The following is an 18,784-nucleotide window of genomic DNA, read 5'->3' on the forward strand; positions in this document are numbered from 1 at the left end:
AAATCCTCCCCATATCATGGGGAGGGGGACCGTCCGCGCAGCGGATGGTGGAGGGGGTTGGCCACGCAACGCAACGGTTCCGTATGCGGACACCCCCCTCCACCATGCTTCGCATGGTCCGCCTCCCCGTGCCGGGGAGGATCTATCTGCGCCGCGTCGGCCTATCCACCAGTTCCCCCCGGCAGTTCGGACAAACCTCGTCCAGCTCGTCCGCACAATCCGCGCAGAACGTGTCCTCCAACGAACAGATGAACGCCCCATGCGCCGCCGCCGGCAGCGGCGCGTGACAACGCTCGCACGCCGGCTTCATCACCAGCATCAGCCCGCCGCCTGCCGCACCGCGTCACAGATGCGGTCGACGACCTGCTCGACATGGCCCGCGTCGTCGCCCTCGGCCATCACCCGGATCACCGGTTCGGTCCCCGACGCACGCAGCACCAGCCGCCCGCGCCCGGCCAGATCAGCCTCGACGCCCGCAACCACATCCCGGACCCGCGGATCGTCGAGCGGCTTGCCCCCGGCGAAGCGCACATTCTTCAGCAACTGCGGCAACGGATCGAAACGGTGCAGCACCTCGCTCGCCGGTGCCCCGGCGCGCTGGATTTCGGCCAGCACCTGCAACGCCGCGACCAGCCCGTCGCCGGTCGTCGCATAGTCGGACAGGATGATATGCCCCGACTGTTCGCCGCCGACATTGTAGCCGGCGGTCCGCATCTTCTCCAGCACGTGCCGGTCGCCGACCGCGGTGCGGACCAGCCCCAGCCCCTGCGCCGACAGATGCCGTTCGAGGCCGAGGTTCGACATGACCGTCGCGACCAGCCCGCCGCCCTGCAGCCGCCCGGCGCGCGCCCAGCTGGCGGCGATCGTCGCCATCAGCTGGTCGCCGTCGATCACCCGGCCCGCTTCGTCGACCACGATCAGCCGATCGGCATCCCCGTCCAGCGCGATCCCGACCGCCGCGCCCGACGACACGACGGTTTCCGACAGTGTCTGCGGCGCGGTCGATCCCACGCGGTCGTTGATGTTCTTGCCGTTGGGCGTGACGCCGATCGCGATCACCTCCGCGCCCAGTTCCCACAAGGCCGACGGGGCGACGTTGTACGCTGCACCATTGGCGCAATCGACGACCAGCTTCATGCCGTCGAGACGCAAATTCTCGGGGAAAGTCGACTTGGCGAAGTGGATATAGCGCCCGCGTGCATCCTCGATCCGGTTGGCGCGGCCGATATCGCCCGGCGCCGACAGCTCGATCTCGCTGTCGATCAATGCCTCGATCGCCAGTTCGTCGGCATCGGACAGCTTGTACCCGTCCGGTCCGAACAGCTTGATGCCATTGTCCTGATACGGGTTGTGGCTGGCGGAGATCATCACGCCCATGTCGGCGCGCATCGAATGGGTCAGCATCGCCACCGCCGGCGTCGGCAGCGGGCCGACCAGCACGACATCCATGCCAACCGAGGTGAACCCGGCGACCATCGCGTTTTCGAGCATATACCCCGACAGCCGCGTGTCCTTGCCGATCACCACGCGGTGGCGGTGATCGCCGCGCCGGAAATGCGCGCCCGCCGCCATGCCGATGCGCATCGCCATCTCGGCGGTCATCGGCTTGCTGTTGGTCAGCCCGCGAATCCCGTCGGTGCCGAAATATTTCCTTGCCATCGTGACATACGCCTTCAGGTTGAGCGATCGATCGGCGGAGCTATTACCGCCTCTTTATCAAAAGGGCGAGCATGTCGCAGGCGACACGAATTTTGGCGGGACTGGGCGCGGGGCTGGCGCTGGGCATTGTCCTGGCGGGGCAATCGCCCGACACCGCACTATCGGGCATCGCCATTGCCGAACCGATCGGCACCGCATGGCTGAACGCGCTGCGCATGACGATCGTCCCGCTGGTCGTCGCGCTGCTGATCACCGGCATCGCCCAGACGGCGGAGGCGGCGCGCGCCGGGCGGATCGCGACGCGATCGCTGCTGTTGTTCGTCATCATCCTGTGGACGTCGTCGGCGCTGGGCGCGCTGTTCACGCTGACGCTGCTCGACCTGTTCCCGCTGGGCAATACCGCGGCGGAGGCGTTGCGCGCGACCTTCGGCACCGCCGCGCCCGCCGCGAAGGTCCCGCCGTTCACCGATTTCCTCGTCGCGATCGTGCCGACCAATCCGGTGGCAGCGGCGGCGAACGACCAGTTCCTGCCGCTGATCCTGTTCACGCTGGTGTTCGGCTTTGCGCTGACCCGCCTGCCGCATGACAATCGCGGCGTGCTGGTGCGGCTGTTCCAGGCGATCGCCGACACGATGCTGATCGTCATCAACTGGGTGTTGTGGCTGGGCCCAATCGGCGTATTCGCGCTCGGCTATGTCGTCGGCGCGCGCGCGGGCACGGCGGCGTTCGGCGCGCTGGTCCATTATGTCCTGGTGCTGATGAGTGTCGGCCTCGGCATCTGGCTGCTCGCCTATCCGCTGGCGCGCTTCGGTGGGCGGGTGCCGATCGGCCGTTTCCTGAAGGCAACCGCCCCGGCGCAGGCGGTTGCGATCTCGACGCAGAGTTCGCTCGCCTCGCTGCCGGCGATGCTGAAGGGCGCTGGCGACGTCGGCGTGCCGGTGGCGACGTCGGGCGTGGTGCTGCCAATGGCGGTGGCGCTGTTCCGCGCTACCGGGCCGGCGATGAACCTTGGCGTCGCGCTGTACGTCGCGCATGTGTTCGGCGTGCCGCTCGGCGCCGGGCAGATCGCCGCCGGCATCGCCGCGGGTGCGATCACGACGATGGGCGCGGCCAGCCTGCCCGGCCAGATCAGCTTCGTCTCCTCGATCGCGCCGATCGCGGTGGCGATGGGTGTGCCGGTCGAACCGCTCGCACTGCTGGTCGCGGTCGAAACGCTGCCGGATATCGTGCGGACGCTCGGCAACGTAACGATGAACGTCGCGGTGACTGCAACGATCGGGGAACGGGTCGGCGGGTCGGCGGTCAGCGAAGCGGATGTAATTCTGGCAGAGGGCTAAAATCCTCCCCGCTATGCGGGGAGGGGGACCATGCGCCGCATGGTGGAGGGGTGCCGCCGCAAACGCAGCCGTTCCGACGGTGGCGATGCCCCCTCCACCATCCGGCTACGCCGGACGGTCCCCCTCCCCATTCCATGGGAAGGATTTGGCCCTACTTCATCAACACCAATTCTTCCGCCATCGTCGGATGCAGCGCGACCGTCTGGTCGAACGCTTCCTTCGTCAGCCCGGCCTTCACCGCGATCGCCGCCGCCTGCAAGATTTCCGGCGCATCCGGACCGATCATGTGCAGCCCCACGATCCGTCCGGTCGTCTCCTCGCAGATCATCTTGTACAGCGCGCGTTCGTTGCGCCCGGCCAGCACGTTCTTCATCGGGCGGAAGTCGGACAGGTACACCTTGACCGAGCCGAGCTTCGTCTTCGCCTCGCCCTCGGTCATGCCGACGCCCGCCATCGGCGGATGGCTGAACACCGCGCTCGGGATGCAGTCGTAATCGAGCGTCACGTCCTTGCCGCCATAGGTGCGGTCGGCGAACGCCTGTCCCTCGCGGATCGCTACGGGGGTCAGCTGTACGCGGTTGGTCACGTCGCCGACCGCATAGATCGACGGGCAGGACGACTGCGCCTGCTCGTTGACCTTGACGGCGCCCTTGTCGTCCAGCTCGACGCCTGCGCTTTCCAGCCCCAGCCCGTCGGTATTCGGCACGCGCCCGGTCGCGAACATCACCATGTCGACCGTCACCGGTTCATGGTTCGACATCTTGACCGTCAGGCAGCCATCCTCGCCCTTCTCGATCCCCTCGAACTCGGCGTGGAAGCGGAACTCGATGCCCTTGGTCATCGAAATCTGCAGCAGCCGGTCGCGGATCGATTCGTCATAGCCGCGCAGGATGACGTCGGTGCGGTTGATCAGGATGACATGCGCACCGAACTGGTGGAACACGCCCGCGAACTCGTTGGCGATATAGCCCGCGCCGGCGATCAGGATGCGCTTGGGGATGCCGTCGATATGGAACGCCTCGTTCGAGGTGATGCCATGCTCCGCGCCGGGGCACGACGGCACCGCCGGCTTCGCGCCGACCGCGATGAGGATGCGTTCGGCGGTAACTTCACGCCCGCCCGACAGCTTCACCGAATGCGGTCCGGTGACGGTCGCGCGCTCGTGGATGATCTCGACGCCGTGGTTTTCCAGCGTGCTCGTATAGGCGCCGTTGATCCGGTCGACCTCGGCCAGCACATTGTCGCGCAGCCGCTCCCAGCTGAAATTGCACTGCGCCGGCACGTCCCAGCCGAACGCGTTGGCATCGCGCAGATCCTCGGCAAAGTGCGCGCCGTACACCAGCAGCTTCTTCGGCACGCAGCCGCGAATGACGCAGGTCCCGCCGACGCGGTACTCCTCCGCCACCGCCACCTTCGCGCCATAAGCAGCCGACACGCGCGCCGCGCGCGTCCCGCCCGATCCGGCGCCGATAACAAACAGGTCGTAGTCGTAATCGCTCATGCAAGTCCTGCCCGTGCCAGAAGGTCGTTGGTCGATGCATCGAACGTCTGACCGCCCGCATCGGCTGCCTTCGCCATTTCTTTCCCCAGTTCGACGCCGAACTGGTCGAACGGATTGATCCCCAGCAGCGCCGCGTTCACGAACGTCCGCGCCTCGTAAAACGCGATCAGCGCCCCCAGCGTCCGCGCGTCGAGGTCCTTGAGCAGGATCGTCGACGACGGCCGATCGCCGGCATAGGCGCGCGCCGGATCGGCATTGCTCTTGCCCGCCATCAGCGCCGCGCCCTGCGCAAAGGCATTGAGCAGCAGCTGCCGGTGATGCGCCGGGTCGAGCGTATCGCCCGCCTCGACCACCGCGACGAACTCCAGCGGCACGATCCGCGTGCCCTGATGCAGCAGCTGGAATACCGCGTGCTGCGCGTCGGTACCCACGCCACCCCAGGTGATCGCTGCCGAATTGCGCCCCAGCGGTTCGCCGGAAGCCGTCACCGACTTGCCGTTCGATTCCATCTCCAGCTGCTGGAGATACGACGGCAGCAACCGCAACCGCTCGTCATAGGCAAAGGTCGCGCGCGTCTCGCACCCGCGCACCTGCGAATAATACAGGTCGGCAAAGGCGGCCAGTACCGGGGCGTTCTTCGCCGGCTCGGTCAGCCGGAAATGCCGGTCCATCTCGGCTGCGCCCTCCAGCAGTTCCTCATAGGCCTGGAACCCCAGCGCCAGCGCGAACGGAAAGCCCAATGTCGACCATAGCGAATAGCGCCCGCCGACCGACTCGGCGAAGGGCAGCACGCGGGTTTCGTCGACGCCCCATTCCACTGCCTTGTCCGGCGACGCGGTCAGCGCGATCACCCGGCCGAACGGGTCCTCGACCCCGCCTTCGCGCATCCACGCCATCGCCGATTCGGCGTTGAGCATCGTCTCGGTCGTGGTGAAGGTTTTCGACGCCACGACCAGCAGCGTGGCTGCGGGATCGAAGCCCTTCACGGCTTCCTCCATCGCCACGCCGTCGACGTTCGACACGATCGCCACGTCATACTTGTCCTCGTCGCGGCCCAGCGCGTCGAAGATCAGGTCTGGGCCGAGCGCCGACCCGCCAATGCCGACGTGCAGGATGTGGCGGACGGGGCCGAACGCGTCGGCCTCGATCGCGTCGATCACCTGCCGCATCCGCGCCTGGAACGCGCGTGCCTGCGCCACATCGTCGGGATTACCCTCGCCCCGCTCGGCGGTATGCGTGGCGGCGCGCCCTTCGGTCACGTTGACGACCTGGCCCGCGAACAGCGCATCGCGCTTGGCGGCCAGTTCCATCGTCGCGGCCAATCCGGTGAACGCCTCGATCGCAGCGTCGTCGAGATGCGTCTTGGCGAAATCGAAATGCACGGCCCCGACATCGACGGTCAGCTTGGCCAGCCGATCGGGATCGTTCGCGAACAATTCGGTGAGCTTCGTGCTGCCAAGCCCCTCGATCGCGGACCAGTCCTGCATCGCCATATCGTCCCTCGTCTTGTCGTCGGTTAGGATGCGGGCAGCCCTAGAGCGGGGACCGGGGGCAGGTCCACTCCCTTATATCGTCATGCCAGCGCAGGCTGGCATCTCCCTGCGCATCACGGTACGCCAGCCCGATGCGCGGCGGCTGGACCTACATCATGGCGAACCGCCCGTTCGGCATGACCTATGTCGGGGTCACCGCGAACCTTGCCGCTCGTGCGTGGCAGCATCGGCGGGACGAGGGTTCGGCCTATTGCCGGAAGTACGGGATCAGAATGCTGGTGCTCGCGGAACTGCATGACGGCATCGAAACCGCCGTCCGGCGCGAGAAAGCGCTGAAGGCGTGGCAAACGGAATGGAAGCACCGGCTGATCACCGAGTCGAACCCGGAGTGGCGGGATTTGTTCGACGATATCGTGTAAGCCGCGGGAGACCCCAGCCTTCGCTGGGGTGACGATATTTGGATAATCCTACCCAAACGTCACCCCAGCGAAGGCTGGGGTCTCCCGCGGCTCTTGCCCGACCGCCCAACAAGCATCCCCCAACCCGCTTGACGCCTCGCCCCGTCGCACGCATGGCTCACCCCATGGCTCTCGACCCCGTCCCGGCTGCCCCCACGCCGACTCCGCCCGCGCCTGCCTCCAAGCCGAAGCGTTCGGAGGGGGCGGACCTGATGGTCTTCCTGCTGAAGCTGGCGATCGTAGTGTTCATCATCCGATCGTTCCTGTTCTCGCCCTTCTCGATTCCCTCAGGGTCGATGCAGCCGCGGCTGCTGATCGGCGACTATCTGTTCATCACCAAATGGAATTACGGCTATTCGCGCTACTCGCTGCCATGGGGCGTGCCGCTGATCCCCGGCCGCATCCTGCCGCGCACGCCCGCGCGCGGTGACGTGGTGGTGTTCAAGGCACCGCCGACCGCCAAGCAGGACTATATCAAGCGCGTGATCGGCATCCCTGGCGACACGGTGCAGATGCGCGGCGGACAGCTGTTCCTGAACGGTAAGGCGATCCCGAAGCAGCGGATGCCCGATTTCGTCGTGCCGGTATCGCCCAACACCGACTGCGACTCCATGTTCCAGCGCGTCGTCGCGGAGAAGCCGGTCTGCGCCTATCCGCAGTTCCGCGAGACGCTGCCCGGCGGCAAGAGCTACAACGTGCTCGACCTCGGCACGACCGAGGCCGACGATACCGGCGTGTTCACCGTGCCCGCCGGCCATGCGTTCCTGATGGGCGACAATCGCGACGACAGCGCCGACAGCCGTTTCCCGGCGCGCGAAGGCGGCGGCATCGGCATCGTTCCGCTGGAGAATATCGAGGGCAAGGCCGTGGTGAACTTCTTCTCGACCGACGGGTCGGCGCAGTGGCTGCTGCCATGGACATGGGTATCGGCGGCGCGGTGGCACCGGATCGGGGAAGGCTTCTGAGCGACGCCCTGTCCCGCTGGGTCGAAACGGCGCTCGGCCGTGCCCCAACCCGGATCGACGATTATGCGCGGGCGCTGACCCATGGCAGCACCGCGAAGGCGACCTATGAGCGGCTCGAATTCCTCGGCGACCGCGTCCTCGGCCTGTCCGTCGCCGAATGGCTCTACGACCGGTTTCCCTCCGAAACCGAAGGCGCGCTGTCGAAACGCTTCAACGCGCTGGTGACCGGCGCGGTCTGTGCCGAAATCGCGCGCGGCATCGGCGTCGTGCCGCATCTGAAACTCGGCAAGCAGGCGCGCGACGACGGCGCGGGCGACAGCGACAATGTGCTGGGCGACGTGATGGAGGCGCTGATCGGTGCCTTCTATCTCGACCACGGCCACGACGCCGCGCGCGACCTCGTCCGCCGCCTGTGGGGTTCGCGGATCGACGCGCAGCTGCGCGTGCCGCGCCACCCCAAATCGGCGCTGCAGGAATGGGCCGCCGCCCACAACCGCCGCCCGCCCGAATATGCGATCGTCGACAAAAGCGGCCCCGGCCACGCCCCGCGCTTCACCGTCCGGGTGAGCGTCGGCAAGCTCGCCACGGCGGAAGCGACCGGCACGTCGAAACAGGATGCCGAAACGGCCGCGGCGACCGCGCTGCTGACGCAGTTGGGCGGGTAGTGGCAGGGATGGTCGCCAAATAAACCCGTCATCCCGGCGCAGACTGGGGCGACGTACGCGGTGGAGCCCTAGTTCCACCCGTCATTCCCGCGAAGGCGGGAATCCATACACGCCAACGCTGCGACATGATCGGCAACGGCGGCGCCCTTCTGCCCCGGCAGGAGTGACGAAACCGGGGGGAACGACGTCCCGACGCTCGTCACCTGCCAACAACAGGCACTCCGCCCGGACGCCAGCCTAGACAGACCCTCTACTTCGCCCCAGTCTGCTTCTCGAACTCGGCCTTGGTCACGTTCAGCACCAGCTTGCCCGCCGTCTTGCCGAACACGTCGGCCGGCACCATTGCCCGCGCACTGCCCGACAGCAGCTGTACCCCTTCAGGCTTCACTGCCTCGATCGATCCGATCGTGACCCCGGCAATGTCATAGACCTGCGCCCCGACCTTCAAATCGGCCGCGGTCGCCGCGATCACCTGGTTCGCATTGCGCCGCGACGGCCGGCGACCGGTGGTCGTCCCGGCCTCGTCGCGGATTTGATCGAGCGCGAATTGCTGGTCGCGATCGGCGTTGACGCTGCGCGACGTGTCGTTGCCGGTCGCGGTTTCGTTGGGAGTGCCCGGACTGTTCGCCGTCTGCGCCGACGCGGCCGCTCCGCACAGCGCCAGAGATGCGGCGCACAACACCAATCTGCCCATCACCCAACTGATAGCCATCTGCTCTCTCCCGACCCGCCGGTCTGCCGCGGCGTGTTCGCGCTAACACTACCCCGCGGCTTGCCGTGCGCCAAGACCCCAGCGCCCGCCCAACATGCGCAGCTCGATCCGCCACCACCCGATCGCCCACAGCGAACCGAACAGCCATCCGGCCAGCACGTCGCTGGGCCAGTGCACGCCCAGATAGACCCGGCTCATCCCGATCGCGACGACCAGCATCGCAGCGGCAGCGATCGCGAAGGCGCGCGCCGCCGGCTGGCGCAGCAGCGGCCAGGCGAGCGTCGCCAGCGTCAGGTACACGATCGCCGAATTGGCGGCATGACCACTCGGGAAACTGTTCGACGTCTCCGCCATCAGGTGCGGGACCAGGTCGGGACGGGTCCGCGCGACCGCCTGCTTGAACAGGACGTTGCCCCAACTCCCGCTGGCGCAGGCAAGCGCGACCAGCGCGCCCGTCCGCCACCGCCCGGCACTGGCGAGCAGCAGCGCGACGAACGCCACGACGAGGGTCAGCACGGTGGTACTGCCCAGCGCCGTCACGTCGCGCACCATCGACGTGAACCGCTCCGACCCGATCGGTGCGCCGTCAATCCCGCGCAGCGCGAGCAGCAACCGCCGGTCGAACGCGAAGGTGTCGCCCTGTACCACCCGCTCCGCGAGCACGAACAGCAGCGACAGCACGCCCAGCGCCGCGGCGATGCCGACGATGCTCCACGGTACGTGGCGGGAGGGGCGGGGTTCGGGGCGAAGCGTTTGCACCATGGCCAACCGAACGCAGCATATCGCCAAAATACCCTTTCGCAACCGGAACGGTATCCTGGCGGTTTGGGTGTCGTACCCGGCAACCGGGACGCACTGGACAGGAGAATGTCGTGAACAAGCTCATCCCCCTTACCCTGGTCGGCGCGCTGGCGCTGGGCGCCTGCGGTGATCGGAAGACCGGGTCGACCACGCTGACCAGCAACTCGGCGACCGGCGAGGTCACCACGTCCGAAACCGGCGCGGGTGCGGAAACGCCGCAGCTGCAACCCGGCAAATGGGAAGTACGCACGCAGGTCAGCGACCTGAAGATGGCGAACATGCCCAAGGGGATGCCCGCCAACCCGCCCGCGCAGACCACCAGCGTCTGCATCACGCCCGAACAGGCGTCGAAGGGGCCGGCGGACATGCTGAAACAGGCCGGGGCCGATTGCACCGCGACCAGCAACAGCTTTGCGGGTGGCAAGATCGAGAGCGACGTCGCCTGCAAGATGCCGGGCAACACGCAGATGACCGGCAAGACCACCGGCACTTTCACCCCCACCAGCTTCACCACCGACCAGCAGATGGAAATGACCGGCGCGATGACCATGTCGCAAAAGGTGCATGTCGAAGGACGCCGCACCGGCGAATGCGACGCCAAGTAACGGCAAACGCTATTGAATCCCGGCGGCGCGGAGGTGGTGAGCCCGTCGGGATTCGAACCCGAGACCTACAGATTAAAAGTCCGTTGCTCTACCAACTGAGCTACGGGCCCACGAAGCCCCCGCCCCTAGTCACGCGGACGGGCGCGGTCAACCATGTGGTGCAGCTGGCGGACGGTACGCCCGCTGACCGGGTCGCGCCAGTCGGGTGCGACATGCCGCAGCGGCCGCAGAACGAACAGCCGCTCGCGAAACGCGATATGCGGCACGCACAGCCCGGGGCCATGCCAGCTGCCCCCCGACCACAGGATGATATCGAGGTCGATCACCCGCGATCCCCAGCGCCTCCCGCGCCGCCGGCCGAAGCTGCGCTCGACGGCCTTCAACTGCGCGAGCATATCGGGCGGCGACAGCGACGTATCCAACAACAGCACGCTATTGGCATAGCGGCGCAGCGACGGCCCCAACGGTGCGCTGCCCATGATCGGCGCGACCGCGCGCACCCCGTCCAGCGCGGCGATGGCGGCGCGGACTTCCGCGACCGGACCGCCGTGCCGGCCCGGCCGGTTCGAACCGATCGCAATCGCATAGGTTGAGGTCGCCATCGCCTGCGCCTATCGGCTGGCGATGGAAACCGCCACCCTCGAACCCGTCGCTGCCGAACCCTCGCGCGATTGCCCGCGCTGCCCTCGCCTCGTGACCCTGCGCGAACAGCTCCGCGTCGAACATCCGACGTGGTGGAACGCGCCCGTCGCGCCGCTCGCAGATGTCGATCCGTGGCTGGCGATTATCGGCCTTGCGCCGGGATTGCAGGGCGCCAACCGCACCGGTCGCCCGTTCACCGGCGACCGGTCGGGGCCGCTATTCTGGGACACGCTGATCGCCGCGGGCCTTGCCGAGGGCAGCTATACCGGCAAGCCGGACGACGCGCCCGTTCCAAAGGGGATCGCGATCGTCAACGCGGTGCGCTGCCTGCCGCCCGAAAACAAGCCGACGCCCGAGGAAATTCGCACCTGCCGCCCGTTCCTCGACGCCGATCTGACGGCGATGCCGTCGCTGCGCGTCGTCGTCGCGCTGGGGGCGATCGCGCACCAATCGGCGGTGAAGGTGCTCGGCGGTCGCCTGCCCAAGGCGCGGTTCGCGCACCTTGCCGAACACGTCATGCCGGGCGGGCAGGTGCTGCTCGATAGCTATCACTGCTCCCGCTACAACCAGAATACCGGGCGGCTGACGCCGGAGATGTTCGCCGCCGTCTTCACCCGCGCGATCGAACTGCGGGACGCCCGCTGATTCCCCTTTGTGCCGCGCGGGACGCACGATAGCGTGCGCGCCGGACTTCAGGGGGATATCGATGTACCGTCGCCACTTCGTCGCGTTGATGGCGCTCGCGCCGCTCGCCGGCAGTTTTCCGGCACTGGCGCAGAGCGGCCCGGCAGGCGACTTCGCGCGGCTGTCGAAACGCTATCTCGACGGCATGGCAAAGCTGCATCCGGGCTATGCGACCGCGCTCGGCAACCATGCGTATGACGATCAGGTCGAGGATATGTCGGCCGCCGGGCGCGCCCGCGATGCCGAATTCCTGCGCACGACGCTGACCGAGCTGTCCGCGATCCCGCGCACGTCGCTGTCGCGCGACGATCAGGTCGATGCCGCGCTGCTCGACAATGAATTGCGCTATCAGTTGTGGACGCTGGAAGTGCTGCAACCCTTCGCTTGGGACCCGCAAGGGGCAGCCGGCACGATCTCGGGCGGGCTCTATGCGCTGGCCGCGCGCGACTTCGCGCCGTGGCCGCAGCGGCTGCGTTCGGCGACGAAGCGAATGGAGGCGGTGCCGGCGATGTTCGCGCAGATGCGCGAAAGCATCGTGCCCGCACGCGTCCCCGCGATCTATGCCACCACCGTCGCCAAGCAGAATGCGGGCATTCTCCAGATCGTCGACACGATGCTCAGCCCCCACAAGGGCACGCTGTCGCGCGGCGACCGGGCGCGGTTCGATCGAGCGGTGGCGACGCTGCGCACCGCGACCGCCGGGCAGCAGCGCTGGCTGGACAGCGTGCTGGTCCCCGCCGCGAGGGGCGAATTTCGCCTAAGCCCCGAACTGTACGATCAGAAGGTCAAGTTCGCGCTGCTCTCGCCGCTGTCGCGCACAGAGATCAAGGCGCGCGCGGTCCGCGCTGCGGCGGAGACCCGGAGCGAGATGTACCAGCTTGCGCGGTTCGTCCTGCGGGGTCAGCCCAAGGCCCCGCCGACGCCCGCCAAGCCGACCCCGGCGCAGCAGCAAAAGGCGATCGAGGCGGCGCTGGAGATGAGCTACGCTCGCCGTCCGACCCGGTCGCAGGTGATGGACAAGGCGCGCGCCACGCTGGAAACCGCGACCGCCTTCGTCCGCGAGAAGAAGCTGGTGCGGGTGCCGACCACCCCGGTCCAGATCATCGAGATGCCGAAGTTCCAGCAGGGCGTCGCCGTCGCCTATTGCGACAGCCCCGGCCCGCTCGAAAAGCATCTCGGCACCTTCTACGCGGTGTCGCCGATCCCCGCCGACTGGACCGATGCGCAGACGACGTCCTTCCTGCGCGAATACAACAACTACATGATCCACGACCTCTCCATCCACGAAGCGATGCCGGGCCATTACCTGCAGATTGCGCACAGCAACGAAAACAAGTCGGTGCTGCGCGCGGTATTGTCGTCGGGACCGTTCGTCGAAGGGTGGGCGGTCTATGCCGAACGGCTGATGGCGGATGCCGATTACCTCGATGGCGATCCGCTGTTCAAACTGACCGTGCTCAAGATGCGGATGCGCTCGATCACCAACACGCTGCTCGACATCGGCATCCATACCGAAGGGCTGACCGAAGCCCAGGCGATGAAGCTGATGATGGAAGGCGCATTCCAGCAGGAGCGCGAGGCGGCGGGCAAATGGACGCGCGCCCGGCTGGGGTCGACCCAGCTGCTCAGCTATTTTGTCGGCTATAGCGAGCATATGGACATGCGCCGCGAGGCGGAACGCCGCGCGGGCGGCAAGTTCGACCTGATGCGCTACAACGACGCCGCGATCTCGCACGGATCGCCGCCGGTAAGGTTCGTGCGGGCACTAATGTTCAACGAAGCGATCGCCTGACGCAAATCCTCCCCACCTCCGATGGGGAGGGGGACCAGCCGCAGGCTGGTGGAGGGGCAAAGCCAAGAACGCCACGCTTGCAGCGCCCCCTCCACCACCGCCTCGTGTGCGAGTATCCAGAGTTTGTCCACCTTCGCAGAAACGTCACACCAGCGAAGGCGGGGGTCTCAAGCGGCTCCTGCTGCGTGCTATCACGAAGAGATCCCAGCCTTCGCTGGGATGACGTTTGCCTCGAATTTGATCAATCAGACCTTAGTTCGCCACAAACGCGCTACGATACTGCGGCTTCACCGCGCGCAGCACCGCCGCCGTCATCGGCAACGTATGCTCATACGGTCCCTCGGCATAGGACCCGACGACATATTGGTCGGCGATCACCCCGATCCGGTCGAAGCTGCGGCCGTTCGACGATCCGAGCAGTACCGTGACGTCCTTGACCGGCGGACATTGTCCGAACGTCGTATCACTGGCCACGTCGGCCCCGACCCGGCGCGTCCGCTCCGCACGCATCCAGCGGCACCACGGCGTCATCACCGCCGACTGAAACGCGGCGGCCGAAACGAACAGCGCGATCGCCTCCATCCGCCGCCCGGCCTGCTTGTCCCAGACCAGTCCGCCCGACGACCCGTTGCCATGGGCACCACCAGTATCGCTATAGCTGGCCGACGACAGGCTAAGAAACCGCGGCGTATCCGCAACGACGTCCCAGCCATATTGCATGTCGTAGGCGCGAAACGGCGCGCCCGCCGCCTTCGCCTCCCGGCGCGCCTGGGCTGACGTCCGGACGAGCCATGCGCGGCGCTTCGCCTTGTCCGCCTCCAGCCACGCCTTCAACGGCGTGATGCGGGCGGCCTGTGGCGGGTAGCTGTATTCGAACACGTAATCGCTGGTCGCAACCGATGTTTGCGCGACCGTCGGCGCCGTTATCGCCGCCGCCAGCGTCACCACCCCGATCGTCAAACCTGCGCGCATTCCAGCATTCCCCGCGATTAGTCCGCGAACAGCAGCACCGGCGTTTCGATCAGCTGCTTCAACGCCTGAACATAGCTGGCGGCGTCATGGCCGTCGACGACGCGGTGATCGCAGCTGATCGACAGGTTCATCAACTTCGCCTTCACGATCTCCTCACCGCCACCCGGTTTCGCGCGGAAAACGGGACGCTCGACGATGCGATTGGGACCGATGATGGCAACTTCGGGCCGGTTGATCACCGGCGTGGTCGCGATGCCGCCGAGCGGCCCCAGCGAGGTGACGGTGATCGTCCCGCCGGACAGTTCCTCCGACTTCGCCTTGCCGGTCCGCGCCGCCTCTGCCAACCGGCTGATTTCGCTCGCCAATTGCCACGGGTTCATGTCCTGCGCGTTGCGGATCACCGGCACCATCAACCCGGCATCGGTCTGCGCCGCCATGCCCAGATGCACGCTGCCGAAGCGGGTGACGACCCCGGCTTCGTCGTCGTAGCGCGCGTTGAGCATCGGAAAGTTGGACAACGTACGACAGATGGCAACGATCATCAGCGGCAACATCGTCAACTTCGGACGATTGCCCCGCGCCGCATTCAGGTCGGCACGCATCGCCTCCAGCGCGGTAACGTCGATCTCTTCGACATAGGTGAAGTGCGGGATATGCCGCTTCGCCGCCGCCATGTTCTCGGCAATGCGGCGACGCATGCCGATGACCTTGACGGTTTCGTCCGGACGCGCGTGCGAGGTGTGCGGGGCGCGATAGCCCTGCGCGCTGCCGTAGCGGAGGTACGCGTCGAGGTCGGCGTGGCGGATATGCGGGCCGTCATGGTGCACGGCCGAAAGGTCGATGCCGAGGTCGGCCGCACGAGCGCGAACGGCGGGAGAAGCCAGCACCTTATCCTCCCCGGTACGGGGAGGGGGACCGTCCGCAGGACGGTGGAGGGGGGTGGCCTCCTGCAGTGCGGGTTGCGGGGATACGGCGGGCGCTGGCGTTTGCGGCACGCCCCCTCCACCATGCTGCGCATGGTCCCCCTCCCCGTCCCGGGGAGGATTTTGGGTCTCCTCGACCCCCGGATTTTCCGCCTCGACCCGTTCGGGCTCAGCCGGCTGCACGACCTCGCCTTCGGTCTCGATCACCACCAGTGTCGCGCCGATCGCCACCTGATCGCCCGGCTCGCCGGCCAGTTCAACAACGGTGCCCGCGACCGGGCTTTCCATCTCGACCGTTGCCTTGTCGGTCATCATGTCGGCCAGCCGGCCGTCTTCCTCGACGCGGTCGCCGACGGCGACGTGCCATGCGACGATCTCGGCCTCGGAAATGCCTTCACCGATATCGGGCAGGCGGAAGGAGAAACGTGCCATGGCGATCAGTCCTGCATGATTTTCTTGAGCGCCTGTCCGATGCGGACCGGCCCCGGGAAATACGCCCATTCGAGGCTGTGCGGATACGGCGTGTCGAAGCCGGTCACGCGCTCGATCGGCGCTTCGAGATGGTGGAAGCAGCGTTCCTGCACCAGCGCCGACAGTTCGGCACCGAAGCCACCGGTCCGCGTCGCTTCGTGCACGATCATACAGCGCCCGGTCTTCTTTACCGACGCCTCGATCGCATCAATGTCGAGCGGCACCAGCGTGCGCAGGTCGAGAATTTCGGCGTCGATCCCGGCAGCTTCGACCGTCGCCTGCGCAACATGGACCATTGTCCCGTACGCGAGGATGGTCAGGTCGCCGCCTTCGCGCACGACCTTCGCCTTGCCCAGTTCGATGCGGTAATAGTCCTCGGGTACCTCGCCGCCCGCATGCTTCGACCAGTTCTGCGCCGGCTTGTCCCAGTTGCCGTCGAACGGGCCGTTATAGATGCGCTTGGGTTCGAAGAAGAGGACCGGGTCGTTGTCCTCGATCGCGGCGATCAGCAGCCCCTTGGCATCATAGGGCGTGGACGGGATCACCGTCTTGATGCCCGACACGTGGGTGAAGATGCCTTCGGGCGATTGGCTATGCGTCTGCCCGCCGAAGATGCCGCCACCGAACGGCGAGCGCACCGTGATCGGCGCGGTGAAATCGCCGGCCGAACGATAGCGCAGCCGTGCCGCTTCGCTGACCAACTGGTCGAGCGCCGGATAGATATAATCGGCGAACTGGATTTCGGGCACCGGACGCAGGCCGTACGCGCCCATGCCGACGGCGACGCCGATGATGCCGCATTCGGTAATCGGCGTGTCGAACACGCGGGTCTTGCCGAATTTCGACTGAAGCCCGGCCGTCGCGCGGAACACGCCGCCGAAATAGCCGACATCCTCACCCATCACGATGACGTTCGGGTCGCGATCCATCATCACGTCCATGGCGGAATTGATCGCCTGGATCATGTTCATCCGCGCCATGTCAGTGGCCCTCCTTGCGCGCCCAGGGGCGGCCGGAGGCTTCCTCCTCGGCCATCATCTGCGCCTGTTGCTCGCGCAGGTGCCACGGCATGTCCTCGAAAACCCCGTCGAACAGCGTGTCGAGCGGCTGGTGCAGGCCGTGACCAAGGATGCCGTTGGCCTCCGCCGCCTTCTGCGCAGTGCGGACCTGTTCGGCGACCTCGCGGTCCATGTCGGCATGGCGGTCGTCATCCCACTCGCCGATCGCGATCAGGTGCCCTTTCAACCGTGCGACCGGATCGCCCAGCGGCCATGCGGTCGGTTCGCCGGCCGAGCGATATTGCGAAGGATCGTCGGAGGTCGAATGGCCCTCGGCGCGATAGGTGAAATGCTCGATCAGCGTCGGCCCGGCATTGGTCCGCGCGCGCTCGGCAGCCCAGGCGGTGGCGGCATAGACCGCCAGCGCATCATTGCCGTCGACCCGCAGCCCGGCGATGCCATAACCGATGGCGCGTGCGGCAAAGGTCGTCGCCTCCGCCCCGGCAAAGCCGGAAAAGCTGCTGATCGCCCACTGGTTGTTGACGACGTTGAAGATCACCGGCGCGCGATAGACCGTGGCGAAGGTCAGCGCCGAATGGAAGTCGCCCTCGGCCGTGCTCCCCTCCCCGCACCATGTCGCCGCGATCCGCGTATCACCCTTCGAGGCCGACGCCATCGCCCAGCCTACCGCCTGCGGATATTGCGTGGTCAAATTTCCGGAGATCGAGAAGAAGCCGAAATCCTTCGACGAATACATGATCGGCAACTGTTTGCCCTGCAGCTTGTCGCCTCGGTTCGAATAGATCTGGTTCATCATCTCGATCAGCGGATAGTCGCGTGCGATCAGGATGCCCTGCTGACGATAGCTGGGAAAGGTCATGTCGTCACGGTGGAGCGCCATGGTGCCCGCGACCGCGATCGCCTCTTCGCCGGTACACTTCATATAGAAGCTGGTCTTGCCCTGCCGCTGCGCGCGGAACATGCGTTCGTCGAACGCGCGGACCATCGCCATATGCCGCAGCATCTGACGCAGCGTGTCGGGGTCGAGCCGCGGGTTCCACGGACCGACCGCCTGCCCCTCTTCGTCGAGCACGCGCACCAGCGTGTAGGACAGGTCGTGGAAGCTGTCGGGTGCGGCGGCGGTGTCGGGCCGGGGCTGCGCACCGGCGGGCGGCACGGCGACATCGGCGAAGTCCACCGCGTCGCCGGGACGGAATTTGGGTTCGGGCACATGCAGCGCGAGGCGCGGCATATTCGTGCGGCTGTCGCCGGTCATGCACTCTCCATGTCGCTGCTCGGCCCGTTCCCGGGCGCGCAGACTCGTTATCAACGCTTGTTATATAATTTCAACACGCTTGGCGAGAGGATCGTTGCCCGGCGGAGGAACTGGCGCCGTGACTATCCGTATCGCATTGAGGCGGAACGGAGAAAATGATGGCGGAACTGGCCGGATGGATCGCACCGATCGCGACGATGATCGCCGCGATGATGACTGCGGCCAATCTCGGCGCACGGATCACCGGCTGGGGATTCGTCGTATTCTGTATCGGGTCAGTCGCTTGGACGACGGTCGGGCTGACCAGCGGACAGACCAATCTGGTGCTGTCCAACGCGTTCCTGACGGTCGTCAACATCGTCGGTGTGTGGCGCTGGCTGGGACGGCAGGCGAGCTATGACAAGGGCAGCAGCGCCGCGGAGGATGCGAGCGCGCGCCATGCGGTGCCGTCGCTCTACGCAGCGGGCGGGGTCGTGGGCACGCGGCTGACCGGGCCGGATGACGAAGCGATCGGGACGGTCGTCGACGCGATGCTCAACTGCCGCGACAATGCGGTCGCCTATGTCGTGGTCAGCACCGGCGGGGTCGGCGGCGTGGGCGAGACGCTGCACGCGCTGGCGCCGGGGGAGTTGATGTTCGGCAAGGACGGGGTCCGGACGAAGCTTACCGCCGACGCGATCAAGGCGAAACCGGCAGTGCAGGCGGAGCACTGGCCGGAGGCACTATAAATCCTCCCCGGCCCGTGGGGAGGGGTACCACCGCAAATGGCTCGACTGCGTTCGCGGACACCCCTCCATCAGCCTGCGGCTGGTCCCCCGTCCCCATGCGAT

Annotated in this window: 19 protein-coding genes and 1 tRNA gene; 8 read left to right on the forward strand and 12 right to left on the reverse strand. The window is 66.8% G+C overall.

From position 1 onward, the window contains the following. Positions 1-142 precede the first annotated feature (142 nt). Positions 143-319, reverse strand: a complete 177-nt coding sequence (locus tag MF610_RS03655; RefSeq protein ID WP_242192830.1) for a DUF1272 domain-containing protein — start codon at positions 317-319, stop codon at positions 143-145. Continuing rightward, on the reverse strand, positions 319-1,659 hold the full coding sequence (glmM, locus tag MF610_RS03660; RefSeq protein ID WP_242192832.1) for a phosphoglucosamine mutase: 1,341 nt from the start codon (positions 1,657-1,659) through the stop codon (positions 319-321). The genes MF610_RS03655 and glmM overlap by 1 nt, the downstream gene beginning before the upstream one ends. 71 nt (positions 1,660-1,730) lie before the next feature. Here glmM and MF610_RS03665 point away from each other — a divergent pair, with 71 nt between their 5' ends. Further along, positions 1,731-2,996: a dicarboxylate/amino acid:cation symporter gene (locus MF610_RS03665; RefSeq protein WP_242192834.1), complete on the forward strand. Its 1,266-nt coding sequence runs from the start codon at positions 1,731-1,733 to the stop codon at positions 2,994-2,996. Positions 2,997-3,147: 151 nt separating this feature from the next. Here the strand turns inward: MF610_RS03665 and gorA are convergent, their stop codons facing one another. Both gorA and pgi read right to left on the reverse strand, forming a co-directional pair. Beyond that, on the reverse strand, positions 3,148-4,497 hold the full coding sequence (gene gorA, locus MF610_RS03670) for a glutathione-disulfide reductase (protein WP_242192836.1): 1,350 nt from the start codon (positions 4,495-4,497) through the stop codon (positions 3,148-3,150). Beyond that, positions 4,494-5,984 carry a glucose-6-phosphate isomerase gene (gene pgi / locus MF610_RS03675; RefSeq protein WP_242192838.1) on the reverse strand — a complete coding sequence of 497 codons (1,491 nt, stop codon included), beginning with the start codon at positions 5,982-5,984 and terminating at the stop codon, positions 4,494-4,496. Before pgi ends, gorA begins: the two co-directional genes overlap by 4 nt. Positions 5,985-6,121: 137 nt before the next feature. On the opposite strand from pgi, the gene MF610_RS03680 reads away from it, so the two are divergent. From MF610_RS03680 to rnc, 3 genes are all read left to right on the forward strand, one after another. Continuing rightward, positions 6,122-6,409 (forward strand): GIY-YIG nuclease family protein, encoded by a 288-nt coding sequence (locus tag MF610_RS03680; protein ID WP_242192840.1) that lies wholly within the window; start codon positions 6,122-6,124, stop codon positions 6,407-6,409. Between the two features lie 164 nt (positions 6,410-6,573). Further along, positions 6,574-7,413 carry a signal peptidase I gene (lepB, locus tag MF610_RS03685; protein ID WP_380870631.1) on the forward strand — a complete coding sequence of 280 codons (840 nt, stop codon included), beginning with the start codon at positions 6,574-6,576 and terminating at the stop codon, positions 7,411-7,413. Further along, positions 7,368-8,078 carry a ribonuclease III gene (gene rnc / locus MF610_RS03690; protein WP_242193585.1) on the forward strand — a complete coding sequence of 237 codons (711 nt, stop codon included), beginning with the start codon at positions 7,368-7,370 and terminating at the stop codon, positions 8,076-8,078. The genes lepB and rnc overlap by 46 nt, the downstream gene beginning before the upstream one ends. Positions 8,079-8,328: 250 nt before the next feature. On the opposite strand, the gene MF610_RS03695 is transcribed toward rnc, so the two are convergent. Both MF610_RS03695 and MF610_RS03700 read right to left on the reverse strand, forming a co-directional pair. Next, positions 8,329-8,790: a hypothetical protein gene (locus MF610_RS03695; RefSeq protein WP_242192842.1), complete on the reverse strand. Its 462-nt coding sequence runs from the start codon at positions 8,788-8,790 to the stop codon at positions 8,329-8,331. 48 nt (positions 8,791-8,838) lie between these two features. Next, positions 8,839-9,552 (reverse strand): phosphatase PAP2 family protein, encoded by a 714-nt coding sequence (locus MF610_RS03700; RefSeq protein WP_242192844.1) that lies wholly within the window; start codon positions 9,550-9,552, stop codon positions 8,839-8,841. A 110-nt stretch (positions 9,553-9,662) separates the two neighbouring features. On the opposite strand from MF610_RS03700, the gene MF610_RS03705 reads away from it, so the two are divergent. Beyond that, positions 9,663-10,196: a DUF3617 family protein gene (locus MF610_RS03705; RefSeq protein ID WP_242192845.1), complete on the forward strand. Its 534-nt coding sequence runs from the start codon at positions 9,663-9,665 to the stop codon at positions 10,194-10,196. Positions 10,197-10,230: 34 nt separating this feature from the next. Here MF610_RS03705 and MF610_RS03710 read toward each other — a convergent pair. Both MF610_RS03710 and folK read right to left on the reverse strand, forming a co-directional pair. Then, a tRNA-Lys gene (locus MF610_RS03710) sits at positions 10,231-10,306 on the reverse strand. A gap of 15 nt (positions 10,307-10,321) precedes the next feature. Beyond that, complete coding sequence (gene folK / locus MF610_RS03715) at positions 10,322-10,798, reverse strand: 2-amino-4-hydroxy-6-hydroxymethyldihydropteridine diphosphokinase (RefSeq protein WP_242192847.1); 477 nt, start codon at positions 10,796-10,798, stop codon at positions 10,322-10,324. A gap of 22 nt (positions 10,799-10,820) precedes the next feature. Here folK and MF610_RS03720 point away from each other — a divergent pair, with 22 nt between their 5' ends. Both MF610_RS03720 and MF610_RS03725 read left to right on the forward strand, forming a co-directional pair. Next, positions 10,821-11,483: a uracil-DNA glycosylase gene (locus tag MF610_RS03720; protein WP_242192849.1), complete on the forward strand. Its 663-nt coding sequence runs from the start codon at positions 10,821-10,823 to the stop codon at positions 11,481-11,483. A 61-nt stretch (positions 11,484-11,544) separates the two neighbouring features. Further along, entirely contained in the window at positions 11,545-13,314 is a 1,770-nt protein-coding gene (locus MF610_RS03725) for a DUF885 domain-containing protein (RefSeq protein WP_242192850.1), read from the forward strand. Between the two features lie 252 nt (positions 13,315-13,566). On the opposite strand, the gene MF610_RS03730 is transcribed toward MF610_RS03725, so the two are convergent. Genes MF610_RS03730 through MF610_RS03745 form a run of 4 tightly spaced genes read right to left on the reverse strand, consistent with a single transcriptional unit; the run spans position 13,567 to position 17,954 of the window. After that, complete coding sequence (locus MF610_RS03730) at positions 13,567-14,286, reverse strand: DUF4163 domain-containing protein (protein ID WP_242192852.1); 720 nt, start codon at positions 14,284-14,286, stop codon at positions 13,567-13,569. Between the two features lie 17 nt (positions 14,287-14,303). Continuing rightward, entirely contained in the window at positions 14,304-15,641 is a 1,338-nt protein-coding gene (locus MF610_RS03735) for a dihydrolipoamide acetyltransferase family protein (RefSeq protein ID WP_242192854.1), read from the reverse strand. A 5-nt stretch (positions 15,642-15,646) separates the two neighbouring features. After that, on the reverse strand, positions 15,647-16,651 hold the full coding sequence (locus tag MF610_RS03740; protein WP_277923907.1) for an alpha-ketoacid dehydrogenase subunit beta: 1,005 nt from the start codon (positions 16,649-16,651) through the stop codon (positions 15,647-15,649). Positions 16,652-16,661: 10 nt separating this feature from the next. Beyond that, positions 16,662-17,954 carry a 3-methyl-2-oxobutanoate dehydrogenase (2-methylpropanoyl-transferring) subunit alpha gene (locus MF610_RS03745; RefSeq protein ID WP_242192856.1) on the reverse strand — a complete coding sequence of 431 codons (1,293 nt, stop codon included), beginning with the start codon at positions 17,952-17,954 and terminating at the stop codon, positions 16,662-16,664. A gap of 155 nt (positions 17,955-18,109) precedes the next feature. Here MF610_RS03745 and MF610_RS03750 point away from each other — a divergent pair, with 155 nt between their 5' ends. Then, complete coding sequence (locus MF610_RS03750; protein ID WP_242192858.1) at positions 18,110-18,682, forward strand: PRC-barrel domain-containing protein; 573 nt, start codon at positions 18,110-18,112, stop codon at positions 18,680-18,682. Positions 18,683-18,784 lie beyond the last annotated feature (102 nt).

The sequence above is a fragment of the Sphingomonas hankookensis genome (assembly GCF_022664465.1).
In the GTDB taxonomy this organism is placed as follows: domain Bacteria; phylum Pseudomonadota; class Alphaproteobacteria; order Sphingomonadales; family Sphingomonadaceae; genus Sphingomonas; species Sphingomonas hankookensis.

Bases quoted from the DNA above. Each gene is read 5' to 3' on its own strand.
- folK (WP_242192847.1), bottom strand. From the start codon at position 10,798: ATGGCGACCTCAACCTATGCGATTGCGATCGGTTCGAACCGGCCGGGC.
- MF610_RS03720 (WP_242192849.1), top strand. From the start codon at position 10,821: ATGGAAACCGCCACCCTCGAACCCGTCGCTGCCGAACCCTCGCGCGAT.
- MF610_RS03740 (WP_277923907.1), bottom strand. From the start codon at position 16,651: ATGAACATGATCCAGGCGATCAATTCCGCCATGGACGTGATGATGGAT.
- MF610_RS03655 (WP_242192830.1), bottom strand. From the start codon at position 319: ATGCTGGTGATGAAGCCGGCGTGCGAGCGTTGTCACGCGCCGCTGCCG.
- lepB (WP_380870631.1), top strand. From the start codon at position 6,574: ATGGCTCTCGACCCCGTCCCGGCTGCCCCCACGCCGACTCCGCCCGCG.
- glmM (WP_242192832.1), bottom strand. From the start codon at position 1,659: ATGGCAAGGAAATATTTCGGCACCGACGGGATTCGCGGGCTGACCAAC.
- MF610_RS03700 (WP_242192844.1), bottom strand. From the start codon at position 9,552: ATGGTGCAAACGCTTCGCCCCGAACCCCGCCCCTCCCGCCACGTACCG.
- MF610_RS03735 (WP_242192854.1), bottom strand. From the start codon at position 15,641: ATGGCACGTTTCTCCTTCCGCCTGCCCGATATCGGTGAAGGCATTTCC.
- gorA (WP_242192836.1), bottom strand. From the start codon at position 4,497: ATGAGCGATTACGACTACGACCTGTTTGTTATCGGCGCCGGATCGGGC.
- MF610_RS03665 (WP_242192834.1), top strand. From the start codon at position 1,731: ATGTCGCAGGCGACACGAATTTTGGCGGGACTGGGCGCGGGGCTGGCG.
- MF610_RS03750 (WP_242192858.1), top strand. From the start codon at position 18,110: ATGATGGCGGAACTGGCCGGATGGATCGCACCGATCGCGACGATGATC.
- MF610_RS03680 (WP_242192840.1), top strand. From the start codon at position 6,122: ATGCGCGGCGGCTGGACCTACATCATGGCGAACCGCCCGTTCGGCATG.
- MF610_RS03745 (WP_242192856.1), bottom strand. From the start codon at position 17,954: ATGACCGGCGACAGCCGCACGAATATGCCGCGCCTCGCGCTGCATGTG.
- MF610_RS03730 (WP_242192852.1), bottom strand. From the start codon at position 14,286: ATGCGCGCAGGTTTGACGATCGGGGTGGTGACGCTGGCGGCGGCGATA.
- MF610_RS03725 (WP_242192850.1), top strand. From the start codon at position 11,545: ATGTACCGTCGCCACTTCGTCGCGTTGATGGCGCTCGCGCCGCTCGCC.
- MF610_RS03695 (WP_242192842.1), bottom strand. From the start codon at position 8,790: ATGGCTATCAGTTGGGTGATGGGCAGATTGGTGTTGTGCGCCGCATCT.
- pgi (WP_242192838.1), bottom strand. From the start codon at position 5,984: ATGCAGGACTGGTCCGCGATCGAGGGGCTTGGCAGCACGAAGCTCACC.
- rnc (WP_242193585.1), top strand. From the start codon at position 7,368: ATGGGTATCGGCGGCGCGGTGGCACCGGATCGGGGAAGGCTTCTGAGC.